This is a genomic window from Enterococcus sp. HMSC078F03 (genome assembly GCF_001811595.1).
Lineage (GTDB): Bacteria > Bacillota > Bacilli > Lactobacillales > Enterococcaceae > Enterococcus > Enterococcus faecalis.
Genome location: NZ_KV805593.1, coordinates 1 through 14,137, shown reverse-complemented (window position 1 = coordinate 14,137; position 14,137 = coordinate 1). Strand labels below are relative to the sequence as shown.

At 34.9% G+C, this 14,137-nt stretch carries 14 protein-coding genes and 3 pseudogenes; all 17 read right to left on the bottom strand.

What is annotated here, in order from left to right:
• Positions 1-118: 118 nt before the first annotated feature.
• A complete protein-coding gene (locus HMPREF2810_RS12425; protein ID WP_002385536.1) occupies positions 119-898 on the bottom strand; it encodes a Cas9 inhibitor AcrIIA9 family protein in 780 nt (259 codons plus the stop codon).
• Between the two features lie 219 nt (positions 899-1,117).
• Entirely contained in the window at positions 1,118-1,309 is a 192-nt protein-coding gene (locus HMPREF2810_RS12420; RefSeq protein ID WP_002385537.1) for a DpnD/PcfM family protein, read from the bottom strand.
• On the bottom strand, positions 1,294-1,479 hold the full coding sequence (locus tag HMPREF2810_RS12415) for a hypothetical protein (RefSeq protein ID WP_002365983.1): 186 nt from the start codon (positions 1,477-1,479) through the stop codon (positions 1,294-1,296). Before HMPREF2810_RS12415 ends, HMPREF2810_RS12420 begins: the two co-directional genes overlap by 16 nt.
• A gap of 802 nt (positions 1,480-2,281) precedes the next feature.
• Positions 2,282-2,557, bottom strand: a complete 276-nt coding sequence (locus HMPREF2810_RS12410; RefSeq protein ID WP_002360769.1) for a type II toxin-antitoxin system YafQ family toxin — start codon at positions 2,555-2,557, stop codon at positions 2,282-2,284.
• A complete protein-coding gene (locus HMPREF2810_RS12405) occupies positions 2,550-2,816 on the bottom strand; it encodes a type II toxin-antitoxin system RelB/DinJ family antitoxin (RefSeq protein WP_002369771.1) in 267 nt (88 codons plus the stop codon). The genes HMPREF2810_RS12410 and HMPREF2810_RS12405 overlap by 8 nt, the downstream gene beginning before the upstream one ends.
• A gap of 106 nt (positions 2,817-2,922) precedes the next feature.
• Positions 2,923-3,507, bottom strand: a complete 585-nt coding sequence (locus HMPREF2810_RS12400) for a thermonuclease family protein (protein WP_010830230.1) — start codon at positions 3,505-3,507, stop codon at positions 2,923-2,925.
• Positions 3,508-3,530: 23 nt separating this feature from the next.
• Positions 3,531-3,947: a single-stranded DNA-binding protein gene (locus tag HMPREF2810_RS12395; protein ID WP_010830229.1), complete on the bottom strand. Its 417-nt coding sequence runs from the start codon at positions 3,945-3,947 to the stop codon at positions 3,531-3,533.
• A gap of 96 nt (positions 3,948-4,043) precedes the next feature.
• Entirely contained in the window at positions 4,044-4,538 is a 495-nt protein-coding gene (locus HMPREF2810_RS12390) for a DnaJ domain-containing protein (RefSeq protein ID WP_002385540.1), read from the bottom strand.
• A 32-nt stretch (positions 4,539-4,570) separates the two neighbouring features.
• Positions 4,571-4,837, bottom strand: a complete 267-nt coding sequence (locus tag HMPREF2810_RS12385) for a hypothetical protein (RefSeq protein ID WP_025187532.1) — start codon at positions 4,835-4,837, stop codon at positions 4,571-4,573.
• A 591-nt stretch (positions 4,838-5,428) separates the two neighbouring features.
• The gene (locus HMPREF2810_RS12380; RefSeq protein WP_002385542.1) at positions 5,429-5,917 is read right to left on the bottom strand and encodes a hypothetical protein; all 489 of its coding nucleotides are present in this window, start codon (positions 5,915-5,917) and stop codon (positions 5,429-5,431) included.
• Between the two features lie 5 nt (positions 5,918-5,922).
• Entirely contained in the window at positions 5,923-6,708 is a 786-nt protein-coding gene (locus tag HMPREF2810_RS12375) for a replication-relaxation family protein (protein ID WP_002385543.1), read from the bottom strand.
• A gap of 521 nt (positions 6,709-7,229) precedes the next feature.
• Positions 7,230-9,488, bottom strand: a complete 2,259-nt coding sequence (locus HMPREF2810_RS12365) for a type IV secretory system conjugative DNA transfer family protein (protein ID WP_010715742.1) — start codon at positions 9,486-9,488, stop codon at positions 7,230-7,232.
• On the bottom strand, positions 9,475-11,826 hold the full coding sequence (locus HMPREF2810_RS12360; protein ID WP_048947234.1) for a CD3337/EF1877 family mobilome membrane protein: 2,352 nt from the start codon (positions 11,824-11,826) through the stop codon (positions 9,475-9,477). The genes HMPREF2810_RS12365 and HMPREF2810_RS12360 overlap by 14 nt, the downstream gene beginning before the upstream one ends.
• Before the next feature lie 17 nt (positions 11,827-11,843).
• Positions 11,844-12,032: pseudogene (locus HMPREF2810_RS16140) on the bottom strand (hypothetical protein); the annotation flags it as partial.
• A pseudogene (gene lgt / locus HMPREF2810_RS16270) lies at positions 12,020-12,466 on the bottom strand (prolipoprotein diacylglyceryl transferase); the annotation flags it as partial. The pseudogenes HMPREF2810_RS16140 and lgt, both read right to left, overlap by 13 nt.
• A gap of 30 nt (positions 12,467-12,496) precedes the next feature.
• A pseudogene (locus HMPREF2810_RS16265) lies at positions 12,497-12,940 on the bottom strand (TraB/GumN family protein); the annotation flags it as partial.
• A 43-nt stretch (positions 12,941-12,983) separates the two neighbouring features.
• Positions 12,984-13,994 (bottom strand): replication initiator protein A, encoded by a 1,011-nt coding sequence (locus HMPREF2810_RS12350; protein ID WP_001058676.1) that lies wholly within the window; start codon positions 13,992-13,994, stop codon positions 12,984-12,986.
• Between the last annotated feature and the right edge of the window lie 143 nt (positions 13,995-14,137).

The following is a 14,137-nucleotide window of genomic DNA, read 5'->3' as shown; positions in this document are numbered from 1 at the left end:
CTCGCAAGAATTGTCTCCTTTTTGTTTTTCCATTGATACGTAGGTATTTGTGACGTACACCAATCAAAAAAGGCTTTCGGTGGGGTTAATGGTTTTTGTATTTTTTTATCAATACTCATTACAACTCGAACAATTTTACTTGTTCGTCCACCTCTTTTCTTTGAGGTTTAGACTCTTCTTTTTTGCTCGGTTTCTTTTTGGCAGTCGTCACTACCTTTCCGATTGCTTTCATTTCGGGTAGTTTTTCAAGTATGAAATATTCCTTTATCCAACTAAATGCCACCTCGTCTGTGACCATTACCATAGCATTTGGTCGTTTTTCGGCTTGTTCTTGGGCTTTTCCCATGCAATACGTGACAGAGCCTTTTATGGTTCTATCTTCCTTTAGAATACCTTGAAAAAGAGATTCATCATTTTGTTTGCATAGCCAATTGTGGATATATTCGACCGTGTTGTCATGCTCGGTTTCTAGTTCTTTTAGCATTTTTTCAAGTGCTTGTTCTTGTGCAGTCAATGTGCTTGTTAGGAAAAAGCGCTCATAAGAAAGTTTATCGCTAATTACTAGCCACTTGTATTTAGTTCCTTTATCTATCGTTTCATCAATTGTTAGATAAAGAGACGAATAGTTATCATCTGGGTCTTTAATCGCAATGGTGGCTTGTTCTGGTAGCTTTTCAAGGTAAGAAAGTAACGTCTCGACTGGATAAAGGGCTACTTTATAATTAGGATAGAAACACAAAAACTGGAAGTTTTTTCCGTTTCTTTCAATGCTTTCTTTTCTAAAAGCTACACTGATATAACCTTGTGTGTCGTCAAAAATAGTGGTTGCTAGAGTCTGATTGTATTGTTTAAGCGCGTGTGTCAATTCTTTTACAGTTTGTATATTTTGAAAGTCCATAACGTTCCCTCGTTTCTTTTGTTAGCCCAACCTTTTATTCATAAGAGGTTGGAAAATTCACTTGTCAAAGGTCATGAGATACGTTATACTTGTTTTACATTATAAACATGCATAACGTTTTAGAAATCTTTTGTTAGTGGCAAAAGGTTTCTTTTTTTTACTTTTTTCGTGGAAATAACTCAACACCTCTAAAATATCTTTTTCACCTCTTTCGTTGTTTTAAATGATAAATTCTGTTGTTTCGTGATTATCTTCTGTTAAGGTTATTTCTTGGTCGTAATACATGTTAGAAACTAATTCATGTGCTTGTTCTTCGCTTTCAGCGTAAACATATACAGCTACCTCTAAGGTTTCAACAATTGTCACACAGTATTTTTTCTTTTTTTCTGCCATTCTTACACGTCCTTCCATTCAATATGGTTCAATAAAAATGATAGTTGGTTTAAACGGTCATTGGCATTTTTTAAACAACCATAATTTAATAACAGCGTGACAGTATCATTTTCATTGATTGCTTGGCTTAATTTTTGGTATTCCAGTTGTGCCTTTTCTAGGTCAAGTTTTAATTGTGGCTCATTCATTTTAACCACCTCCTTTCAGGTTTTTGGGTTTTGAACAACCATTTTTGTTAGGCGTTTGAGGAAGTGAAGCTGGACGGTCAAAAATTCCTTTTCGTCAAACGGTGTAGTCTACCCCCTTTTTCGTTTTTGTTTAGGTTGTTCATTTTCGCCAGTGTGTTCGTGTCGCTCGCTGTGCCGTGGAAGGACCATAGACATAAAGAAAAAACAAGGGCGAGCTTGCTCGTTTATATACCCTTGTTTTTTCGACTGGCTGTGGTACTGTAGCAAACAGTGAGCAGCACGTTACACACTGCAAAATGAACGGCCTGAAAACGAAAAAGGTCGCGTGACACTGTTCTGACATCAGAAAAGGAATTTTTGACCGGAACGCCCTTGATCTTTGTTTTCTAGTAGGTATGAAATGCCTACTAGAAATGTTAATCACTGCGGAACGCTTCCTTGTGGTCTCACAAGGAACAACTCGTGTCAATGTCCTTTTCCGTTAAGCGAGGAACGAGCAGGAAAAGGAAACGTTCCCCAGTCGGCACGAATGGGAATAGAACGTTTAATTGACGCGCGTTGAGTGCAGCAGTTAATCCGTTGGTTTTGGAGCAAGGGCTACCGCACCGCCGCGGAACAACGGATTCATTCCCTTTTCCCGAACTAAAAAAGGCGCACGTCTGTATAGATCGTTGCGCCCTGGTCTTGCATGACTATTTTTTATTGTGTTAAAATTACTAGTACAATCGAATAATCAAAAAAACACTACTATTCGTCTGGTCGTTTAGTAGTGTTTTTTATTGATTTGTAATATCTTTCCGATTCATCGAAATAATTCACTATGTGAGCCTATTCGAGCTAAAGTTAGGATCAATTTATCACCGTCAATTTTATAAATCAGTAACCAATCTGGTTCAATATGGCACTCTCTTGTACCTATATAATTTCCTGTTAGTGCGTGGTCTTTATACTTTGGCGGCAATGTTTGCTGTTCTTGTAAAAGTACTAATACTTCTTTTAACTTCTCTAAATTCTTTCCTTGTTTCTTTGCTTTCTTAAAGTCTTTTTTGAATTGGTTCGTGTAAAATATTTCAAGCATTTAAATCCTCCATTAAATCCTCCACGGAAGAAAATCCACCATGAACATTTCCTTCTTTAATGTCTTTTAATGCTTGTAGAGTCTCTTTGTTTCCCTTATTAATCATAAAAGGAATTGCTTGCTCATTAATAGACTGTTTTAAGAAAATCGTAATTGCACTTGTCATATTTAACCCTAAATCATCAAATAATTGTTCTGCTTCTTCTTTTAAATTTTCATCAACATTTACATGTATAGGTTTCTTTTTTGTAGTAGCCACCTTTACCCCTCCTTTATGTATATAATTATAACACAATATGTTGTTATCGACAACATATTGTGTTATAATTTCTCGCCAAAAGCTTTCAATAATTCATAGCGATTTCTTATTTACTAAACCCCCGTTGTGTCACATAACCTGGTATGCTCCAGATTCCGAGTGACTCATTTTTAGCCTGTTCTTGGGCTTGCTCTAGTTCTGCCAAATACTTAGTGTTAGGCTCTTTTACATAGGCAACACGAGCTAATCCTTCACTTACAAGCGTTTTTTGTAGTAATGTTCCATCTACGAATATGTAGCCCAACGCTCGTCCGTAACGATCTGTTTTATCGCCCTTATCATATTCAAACATAATTTCTGAAGCAGTAGACAAAAGCTCTTTTGTGCGTTTGCTAGCTTCCAATCCGAACGGCTGAACTTTTGTTTTCGGTTTCACAGTCTCGGGTGTGTCAATTAATAAAAACCGAACTTTTTGTTCTTTTCCGTCAATTTTTAATACTGTGGTATCGCCATCCACGTGCCTAACAAAATCAGCTGGTATACGTTGATCGTTTGAAATAGTTTGAGTAACATTTTCAGTAACTTCTTTTACACTATCCTGTGCTTTTTGTTCAAGAATTGCGCATCCTGATAATAAAAAAGTGGCTACTGCTGTAAGCAGCAGCCACTTTTTACCGATTAACTTTTTCATTTTCTCCCTCCTTCAGATAAATTTTAATGATAAGCAGGCGGTTCCATATCATCCATACCATAAAACGGTTCGGCGTTCGCTATTTCTGGCATTTGTTGTTTTTGTTCTCTATTTTGTACAGTTTCTTTTGATTCTAAAAATTCAAAGCCTGCTACGACTAATTCTGTAACATAATGCGTTTGTCCTTGTTGATCATCATAAGAACGTGATTGTAATTCACCATTTACTGCAATTAATGAACCTTTTTGCGTATATTTTGCTAACACTTCTGCAGGTTTTCCCCAGATTACACATTGAATAAAAGTCGTTTGGGCATTCCCGTCTTTATCAAGTCTTTCTCTTTTGCAAGCTAATGCAAAATTGGCAACGGCCTTCCCTGTTGACGTTACTCTTAGTTCTGAACTTTTTGTTAATCTTCCTACTGCACTTGTTTTAATCATTCTTGATTCCTTCTTTCTTTTTATTTGGTCGTCCAAAGAGGTTTTACCTCTTTGGACGTATAATCTAATTTTTTACTAATGTGATTCAATTCCTATTTACGCTGTTAATGTCTTTTGTTTGACTTGTTCTTCTTTCACTACCTGCGAACCATACATATTGCGAATATCGCTCATATTGTATTTTTTCTTACTGCGTTTTTTATATCCATCGGGGGCTAAATACCAGGACTTTTTGTTGTTGCTCCATTTCATATTTAAAGCTTTTAACTCTTCTTTATAAGGCTTGGTGTTCCCTGATACCCATAAGAATGCGCCTATCACTTCAATTGAAACATTTTCCATTTTTAGCGTTAACAACTTGTGTATGATTTCTTGCCATTCTTGCGGTGTTTCTGTCGTTTCTTTTTGGTAGTACTCACCTTCTTTATTTTTGTGTGTATTTTTAAGCTTATCGAACAACGCTTCATACTCGTTATTTATTTGCGCCATTTCTTTATCAGTACCGCCCATGTCTGGGTGGTACTGTAAAGCTAGCTTTTTATATACGCGTTTCAATTCTTCTAATGTCGTTACATCTTTGATAAATTTCATGTTAATCGCCCTTTCTGATTGTTGCTGAGCAGCTAAGCTGCCCAGCGTTCCAATTTTTCAATTGATTTTTTATCATTTTCAAGGTCGGCTTCTGTGTACCATGCTGGTAACTCTTTATCAGAAAATAGACTGTAGATAAATTCTAAGATTTCCATGCTTTCTCTAGCTTTAACAGCTGATTCACATTGATTAACGTAATATCTTACATCTTGTCTAAGTCTATCGACATAAGAATAATGAAACGTTTTGTTTCCTTCTACCATTTTTTTTAATCTGTTTTTTTCTTTTGTTGTTAGCATTTTGCTTTCCTTCTTTCGATTTTTATTTTCAAACAACCAATAGATAGCTATTTTTTGGTCAACGCCTTTCCAACCAACCTTTTCGGTTGAGGGAGTGAGGCGCCGGGTGTTAGGGGTGCAACCCCTAAGGTTTGATTAGGCTCGTTTTTAGACGAAGGCCTGTTTGTTTGATTTCGCTTTTCAGTTTTCAAAGATCAGAGAGGAAATTCTGGTTAGATTCCCTTTTCGTATATCGGTCGTTCGGCATAACCGACTAGAAAACATGTTCTGTCGGAGGACAAGGGTCGGCTTGCCGATGCCACTTGCCCTTGACCTCCGACAGGTTATGTTTTAGGTTATACTCGCCGAGTGACTGATAGACGATTAGGGAATCTTAGAAATTACACGGCTGTGAGAACTGATAAATCAAACACACTAGCCCTTCCTAAAAACGGGCCTGATTCAGACGCATGGTTTTTGCGTCTGAATCACTACGTCGGTTCTCCGACGTAGAAAAAAGAACGAAGCTTGACTTCGTTCTTTTCCTCTCTTAGGTGAGCGTATGCGAACTCAACCAATCTATTGGTGTTCTTCTGAAAGAAGAAAAGCTTGCTAATCATATTCTACGTGCTTTTTTACTTCATGTAAGCAGCTACTTAAAATTATCAAGTAGTTTATTAATACTTCAAATTTCTCGACATAAATTTCAGGAATAGTGACACAATACCTGTTAAAATTAACGCAGCGAATTTTTTCAAAATTTAAGTTAAAAGGTGTTCCATAGAAAATAGTAATTAACTTTTTTAAAGACAATAAGTCATTAATAAAAATTGGGACAGCTTCTTTAGAAATACCATATGTTCCATCATGATAAATAGTGATTTCTACATCTCCTAAAATACATAAATTTTCATTATCTAGCGTTAATCGAAAAGATCTCACGATTGTTTTTGCAAGTGTAACAGGTTGCCACCAAATGACATGCCATCGTCTTTTGCTTATGGGAATAAGTCCTGTTTCATCATCCAGAAATCCTAATTTTTTTAACTCTCTTTCGTAACTGGCTAGCTTCTTGTTGAATTCTTTCTCTATTCTTCTCATGAAACTCACTCCCAATTAATGAATTTATCTTTTTCTAGTAATCGTTTCAGTTCACTTTCAAATTCTTCAGCTGAAAAAACATGCAATCGATCAAACACTTCTTTATACTCGTCCCCTTCTTTGTCAATAAAATATTCTTTAAACATATCAAGTTCTTCTTTAATGATTGAACTAGGTGTTACATAAATTAAGCGTGCATCTTCATAATTTTTTAAATGTTTAATGTATTTTGGAAACACACCCTGACTATAACGTCGTTTTGTCTTTAGTGTTAATTCTATTTCAAATTGCCACTCTACTTCTCGTCCAATACTATCCAAAAACATAAAAATGAAGTCAGGAACAAAGTATTTTACGCCTTTTTGATTTTTCTTCTCGTCCTTTACTTCATATACTTTGCGACGCTCTGATACTACCGCTTTGAGGTGCGGGTGGTTATTACAAAGTTCCAACATTTTTATCAGATAATCATTAATTTGTAAGTGGTGTTGTAAATTGTATTCAGGAACTTTTGGCAAGGTGTAGTACCCACCAATGTAATTATGCCCTTCTTTTGTTAGGTAATAAAATTTTGTTGATCCAATTTGGGAACATTCCACTAGATTTTTTTCCTTCAGTTTTTTTAGATTACCGTATACACTACTTTTTTTTGCCATATTATCAAATTGACAAAAGTCAATAAGTTGTTTTACCGATACAACTCTCAATTCATGTAGTAAACACAAAAGAATCAAGTGTATCTTATCTTCTTTTGAATAATCAATAAAGTAATTGTAAAGTAATGGTTTCAAAGTATCACCGCATTTCTATAAAATGTACAAATAGGAAAAGCCTATTTGTTTCATTGAAAAAGAGTTTCGGAACAACGTGTAGAAATTCTTTTTCAGCTTTTAAGTCCTCCAAGTTTTGGTGGAGGATTTAGGAGGTTGTTGTTTTGGGCGATAGTCCCTTCAAGGTTTGGTGAAGGGGCGTCTATCGCAAGGGGTAGTTGTTAATCTTTTGAACTTTATCTTTTGAACTTTTTTCTTTATTTTTTATTACTTCTATCACCTTACTCATTCTATTTTTTACTCTATTCTGTTTGTCCTCGGCGCTTGGTATTTTTTTCGTAGTTGCAAAATTCCTGACCATTTTCGCTTAATGGGGGTTTTAACCCACGTTGAGCGAAAATGGTCAGGAATTTTGCAGGCGGAGAAAGCCTTTTATACCAAGCGCCGAGGACACGCCACTACAATTTATAATTCCACACACTTTCCAGTGGTTTTCCTAAGTATTTCCATGATGTTTCCAAAATTTGACACACTATATTAATCTATTTTGAATTACTTTTTTGTAACCATTCGAGTGCGTTTCGCACATAAACTTTTTGTGGTGGGAGGTTTACATTTTCTGCTGTACGATAAATAATAAACTCCCCTGTACGCAATTCTTTTATCTTGTTTGGACTAATTTTGAAGCGATCTACATTACGTTTGGTTCCTCTATCTCCTGACCAATCAGATTTTCCAACATCTGAATAACCATCTTCTTGTTCCGTAACTGAAGTTACATCAATGTCTTGATACGTTCCCATTGTTTCACTCCAATACTCGGCTTCACCTTTTTCGTTGGTCTTTCCAATGAACAAAGTATTCACATTTCCGACAAGTTGTTCCATTAATTTATCGCCTAATTTTGCAATATCTGCCATCGTTTGAGGGGTGAAAATACCGTAAACACCTGCACCTCTACCTTTATTTACCATATCAATAAACGTTTCATTTAGATAAGAAGCAGGTTCATCAAAAATCACAAGGACTTCACGTTTAACATTTTTTCGATACATTTCAGAAGCAAAATAATTTACGTCTCCGACTAACATTTGCGCTAAAGTGCGGATATATTCTTTGTAAATCAATCCATTGAACGATACGTAAACTAACTTTCGTTGATTGACAATTTCTTGCACATCGAGAACATTTTTTGCGTTTTTAGTATCAAATAATTTTCCTAACTCACTGTCTAATAGCATGTTAATGTTTGTCTGTAATGCTTCTGATGTGGCATACAAATAAAACGGTGAATCTTTATGTTCATAACGAATAAATAATCGTTCGAACAATTTTTGTTTGATATTTTCTCCTGTTTCTTTGTCTGTTGGCAAATATCTTAGGTTTCGTTTTAGTAATAAATAGTACGAGTCTAAATCTAATGTTTCTGGATTAAGGACAATCGTTTCCGTTTCTTTTTGTGCTATTCCTAGTTGGGAAATGTTTCTAAATTTACTGTTCTTAATTTGTGAATCTTCCTCTTTTTCTTCTTTATCAAGGTCTGAATCAGGCAGTATCTCGCTTCCTTCTTTCACTGATTTTTTCTTAGGTTTTTGTATTTTCTTTTCTACTTCAATCTCAAATAGTTTGGGATTGTTTGGTAAAATCGCATCCGCAAATAAGTGTAAAACATTTCTCGGAAGTAAAAATCGTTGAACAAATGGTAGACTTCGTTCAACGGTTTCTGTCGTACGAGTGTCTCCAGATAAAGTAACCTTGGCTCCTTTAAACTCGTCTAACAATTGAATTGTTACTTGCAAAAGAGCTTTCGCTGCGCCTGAATAAAAGACACTTTCTGTTTCGGCTAAAGACACTAACTTATCCCGAATAGATATGTCATTTCCATGCTCTACTGGGTTGTATCTCATATCGCCATCATCCGTAAAAGCATGCACTTCTTTGTCATAAAATTTGGCAATTTCTCGCATACTTTCTAATGTATCTCGAGCGCCTTTTCCATCAATCAATATCACCGGAAAATTAAATTTGACTGCGTGTTGGACAAGTAATTGAAGTAACGTTGTTTTCCCTGAACCTGTCGTTGCGGGAACAAGAACATGCTGATTGAACTCTGAAAAGTTGATGATATACGGCAACCCGAACTCACTTGTACCAAGCAATAATTGATTGGATAGTTCTTTATACTTGTCAATATCAACCGTTTCTACTGCTTCTTCATACGCTTCTTCTTGTTCATCTGTGAAGCGTTGCGACTCTTCAAATTTATTTTTTTCTCGGTCTTTGTAGGCTTTTGATTCGGTTATTTTCTTCCGTTCGTCTTCCTTTGAAATCACTTTTCGTTTTGCCACAAATGAAGAAAATGCCAAAAAAATGGCTCCCATTCCACTTGACCCAATAAGTAAAGCGACTATTGTCTCCCAATTAAAACGCAGTGCTGTATGAAGAAGATTTAAGGGGAAAAGAAGATACGCAGACAGATACCCTCTGGGAATCCAGAGGATAAATGCAAAGACATTTATTACAAATAACACAGCTGAAAAACTAAGAAAGACAATACTATTTCGTTTCAAAAAACTCTCATAATCCATATCAAATACGTTTGCAGCCTTGTCTTTTTTATCAACCGCTAGACCAATTAGTAATGGAATACTGCCTAAAATCGCAAAAGGATATAAAAGAACTCCGACTAATCCAAAGACTAGTCGGAGTTGGTGGTAGCGAGTCATTTTTTGTTGTTCTTGCCCTATTGGCGGTTTCTTTGGTTGTAGCAAGCCATTGTTAAACAAATTATTTCCTTGCACGAGGTTGTCTCACTCCTTTAGGTTTGTTTGTTATCTTCTGTGTACCAGGTTTCTTGCGTTCTCTGCGAACAACTGGTGATTGTTTAGTTCTCTTTTCTTTCTTAATTATTGGCGTATTATGTCTATTCATACGTGTGATTAGCTCATTTACCTTGGGTTGTACACGTTGTGGTGTAGAATGCGTTTGAGGTACATCAACTTGCGTTACTTGCTTCACTTGATCCATTTTTTTACGTACTTCTGGACGTCGATAGGCAGGATTACTTCCCAAAGTTCCACCACTCCGTTTGACCGTTTGGGCCGCTACTTTTGGTTGGATATTTTGACGAGTCGTTGGTTGTCCTGTTCGTCTTGGACTACGAGCAACCACTTGTTTTTTCATATCTTTTGGTTTATTTGTTGGTTGAAGCACTTTTTCTCCTTGTCGTTTCATAAGTGTTTGATGACCTGTTTCGCGTTTTTTACTTCGCTGTCCAGTACGCCGATTTTGATTTCTTAAAGCTGTTAAATTAGTTGATTCGTCGCTTTGATCATTAATTTTTTTGAGTGATTCCTGTTTTTTCAAGCGATCTTTTTCATATTCTTTTTGACGAGCTGATTCATGTTGCTGCCGTTTGAGTTGTTCTTCAGATTTCTGTTCTTGCATACGTCCTTTTTCGTGCGCTTGTCTTAATCCTTCTTGTGCTTTTTCGATAGCATTTGGCGCTTTATGTTGAGGTCTTGGCTTCAATTCACGGCGTAGTGCACTACGTTTTTCTTGTTCTTTATTTAATGGCCGTTGTTTTAAGCCAGTTTCTGCTTTACCATGTTTCCTTGCTTCTTCTTGACGTTTTTTAATAGCTGCTTTACGCTCTTCTTGTGCCTGTTTCCTGCGCTCCTTATTCTCTTGCTTTTGTTCTTTTGCCGCTCTACGCATATTAGCTTCTGTGCCAAAAGGATTTCCGATAAACCCGACACCATCAGAAAGTGAAACACGTCCCGTGACAAGATTAGCAAAGAATTTCCGGAAGACATACAAGCCAAGCGGTGTAAGAAGATAAATAAGTATCGTTAATATCTTCTGCCACACGTTTTCTGTCTGATTGCTTAATTGAAACCCTAGTGATAAGAAACTTGCAAAGAAAATAGTCGCAAAACCAACCATTCCCTTCATAAAAATAGTCATGCCAAAGGTTTTAAAGTAATTCGCAAAGACGTTCGTTTCAGTTAAAAAGAGTCCTGCGAACAACAATAACGGTAACAACGGCAATAGGAACAATTGAATGACCGCAATAATTAATCGTAAGAAACTTAACAGGAAATACACCACTGTTTGAATGAAGTTAACTACCAGATAAAACAAGCCATAAAAAGTATTGGTCCAGTTGTTATAATACATAATTGAACGGTTTTTTAAGTCTTTACTTTCGTAATTTACAACTTCTTCCATTAACTTATTATTTTCTTCGCTATTCATATCGTTGTCTAACAATAAGTTGATTCGATCATATTCTTTATCTTTATACTTTACTGTTTTCTTACGGATTTTATTAACATCACTTGTTCCATAGTTCATGAGCAAGTAAGGTTCATACACATTGGTGTAAAAAACACGTGAAGCAATTAAATTTCCTGCACTTTTTGCTCGTTGATCTGCAGATAATTTTTGCTCTACTTCATTTCCGTTCTTATCTTTTCCTTTCTCTGTCATTGGTACACTAACATCACCTAAGACCGGATTAATATTCACAAATGCAGTCTCAACTTCTTTATCTACACTAAACATCATATCAAACAAAGAATTGGACGTGTTGGCATCTTTTAGGACGGAAAGACCTGTAAAAATAAGAATCGTCATTAAAAAAATACCAAAAAACCGTTTGTATCGTTGTTGTCCAATAAATTTTACACCTAAAATAACAAAGACAAAGGCAATACCAATCGTTCCCGCAATGCCCAACATATTAGTTGCTATGCTAGACGTTAGGTTCATAATCGGTTGCTTAATAGCAGTTATAATATCCATACTAAATAGTGTTTTTACCATAACTGCATTAAATTCTCCGAGTCCTTTTACCCCAGCCCATACGAATGTTTTGACTGCTGCAGAAGCGTTCACGACTGCCTCACTAATACCTGTGCTCCAGGGTTTATCTTTTTCTTTTTCTTTTGTCATTAATTCAAAAGCATTATCTTTGTAAGTATCATAAATTGTATCTACATTAGTAGTTGGCTCTGTAACAATAACTTTATTTTCATCAGGTTTAGGTGCGGCATTAACCGCTGTAGTTTGTGTAAACACAAAAAAACAGCCTACTAAAAATAGTAAGACTGCTTTTACCAGTGATTTTTTGTTCAAAGTATCACCTCTTTATTCTATTTTTCTTTTACAAAGACCGTTTCTCTATCATTGATTTCCCCATTTATTTTTCCATCTTTATATTCAACTTTTTCCATAATAAAGGTTCCTCTACCACTTACATCAAAAGTTATTTTTTTGTTTTTTTCGTCATAGGAATATTTACCAGCTGCATTATCTTTTGAGTCATAAACAGAAAATTTCCCCATCGTCCAATGATTTGTCCAATTACTATACTGGGAGCAACTACGTCAGCAACATTCCAAAAAGAAAGATGTTTCTTCTTGCAATAAATAACCCCTGTCAATACAGCACCAATTAATCCACCATGTATTGCTAGACCACCTTCCCAAATTTTAAAGATACTTAAAGGATCATCAATGTACAAAGGTAATTCAAAAAGGACATAGTATAATCTGGCCGATATAATAGAAACTGGCAATCCATATAACAACAGGTCAACAATTGTATCCTCAGGCAATGCCGCACGCTTTGCTCTTCTATTAGCAACAAAATATCCGATTATGATCCCAAACACTATGAAAACGGCATACCAATAAATAGTAAATGGGCCAAACGAAATAAATACTTTGTCAAAACTATCAGACTCTAAATATTCTTCTAATTTATCTTGTTCAATATCATCAAATTCAGTAAAAAATGTCATAAAAAGTTTTGGCTTTTCCAAAAAGCTTAAATGACGCCACATTCTTTTAAAAGTAACTTGGATATCACGATCGATTAATTGAATGTTTGCTCCTATTTCCTTAGCACTTTTAACTGCCTGAATTAATTCACCAGCTTGAGTAGTTCCTTTAGTATTTGCTAATTTTTTTTGATATGCACTGTAGACAATATTGGAAATTAGAACAACTAATTTTTTTTCTTTAATAATTTTTATTATATCTGTATTTCCCCATTGGTTAGAGTTAGTGTATTTTTCATATCTTTTTTTATCTAGCTCAATACTAACAGTATCTGGTTGAACTCTTTCAATTACCTCTTTAACAAGTTTAACACTATTCTCTGAAATGTGACTTGTCCCAACAAGATAATACGTTTTATTAGACACAACTATTTTCTCTACGTTTTTATTTTCAGATTCAAAAGACATATAATTTTCCTCCATAAATTTAAATTCATACTAAACAGCTACTTTATTGATTTTCAACCCAGTTATGAGTGATTACTCCTGGAGTGTTAGAATTACTTTTCTTGTTCAATTGACTTTTTTTCTCTAGTGCACATTCAACAAATAAATTATAAAACGACTTGTAGAATAGGCCTTTTGGACTTTTTACAGTAGAATCTGTCTTGATTTTATGCATCACACGACGCAAACATTTGTCTATTTCTTCTTGATAATCTTCCCCAATTAAAACAACATTGTATTCTTTTTCAACTTTAGTTTTAGCACGTATAATTGATCCAACCATTTCATGTGCTTCTTGAATAGTATCAGAAAAGGTTGCAATAAATTTTAAGCTATCTTTGTTAAGAAATGTATGCTCTTGAACTTCTGAAAATTGATCGAGCAATAATTGTTGTTGCAATCGTTCTTTTTCAGTATCTATTGTATCTATTGTATCTGTATTTAGATTATTAAATACTGTACTGATTTTCATACCCTCTGATTTATCAATGTTTTGGCAGGGTATGATTTTCATACCCTCTTGATTACCAAGGGATTCAGCGTTTGTTTTTCTTTGGGGGGTGGGTATGATTTTCATACCCTCTGATTTATCAACGTTTTCTTGCATAGTATCATCAAATGTTTGCAATTGATAAATATCATTTTCTGTTACTTCAAGTTCCGCTAGATAAAGTCTATTAGGATTGTTCTTACCTAGTGTTTTATTAAAACCCATTTGTTTTTGATAAAGCAATCCGTATTCTTCTAATTGTGATTTTATAGCTAATACTTTCTGTTTACCGCAATCAAGCACTTCTCCTAATTCACTAATAGTAAATGTAAAATAGACATTTCCATTTTCATCTACTTGATTTCTTTGAACAGCAAATTCCAGACGTGCTTTTAAAAGCATGTATGCAATTTTTGTAGAATCTGACATTTTTTTGTATTTATCGCTAGCAATAAGTACTTTTGGGAATTGATAGAATAGTTCATTGTAAATACGGTTTACATTAAAAAATTTGAAGTTGTTCATATAAGATCCCTCTTTTCTTAGTTAAAAATGTATCTATTAATTTATTTAGTAAGCGTTCTTTTTTTAAGAATACCAAAACATTATTTAAAATAAAGCAATTTTTATTTTTAGTAGTAAGATAGTAAAGTAGTAAGATAGTAAAG

Excerpts from the sequence above, each read along its gene's own strand:
- HMPREF2810_RS12425 (WP_002385536.1), bottom strand. The coding sequence starts at position 898 with ATGGACTTTCAAAATATACAAACTGTAAAAGAATTGACACACGCGCTT.
- HMPREF2810_RS12420 (WP_002385537.1), bottom strand. The coding sequence starts at position 1,309 with ATGGAAGGACGTGTAAGAATGGCAGAAAAAAAGAAAAAATACTGTGTG.
- HMPREF2810_RS12415 (WP_002365983.1), bottom strand. The coding sequence starts at position 1,479 with ATGAATGAGCCACAATTAAAACTTGACCTAGAAAAGGCACAACTGGAA.
- HMPREF2810_RS12410 (WP_002360769.1), bottom strand. The coding sequence starts at position 2,557 with ATGCTTGAAATATTTTACACGAACCAATTCAAAAAAGACTTTAAGAAA.
- HMPREF2810_RS12400 (WP_010830230.1), bottom strand. The coding sequence starts at position 3,507 with ATGAAAAAGTTAATCGGTAAAAAGTGGCTGCTGCTTACAGCAGTAGCC.
- HMPREF2810_RS12395 (WP_010830229.1), bottom strand. The coding sequence starts at position 3,947 with ATGATTAAAACAAGTGCAGTAGGAAGATTAACAAAAAGTTCAGAACTA.
- HMPREF2810_RS12390 (WP_002385540.1), bottom strand. The coding sequence starts at position 4,538 with ATGAAATTTATCAAAGATGTAACGACATTAGAAGAATTGAAACGCGTA.
- HMPREF2810_RS12385 (WP_025187532.1), bottom strand. The coding sequence starts at position 4,837 with ATGCTAACAACAAAAGAAAAAAACAGATTAAAAAAAATGGTAGAAGGA.
- HMPREF2810_RS12380 (WP_002385542.1), bottom strand. The coding sequence starts at position 5,917 with ATGAGAAGAATAGAGAAAGAATTCAACAAGAAGCTAGCCAGTTACGAA.
- HMPREF2810_RS12350 (WP_001058676.1), bottom strand. The coding sequence starts at position 13,994 with ATGAACAACTTCAAATTTTTTAATGTAAACCGTATTTACAATGAACTA.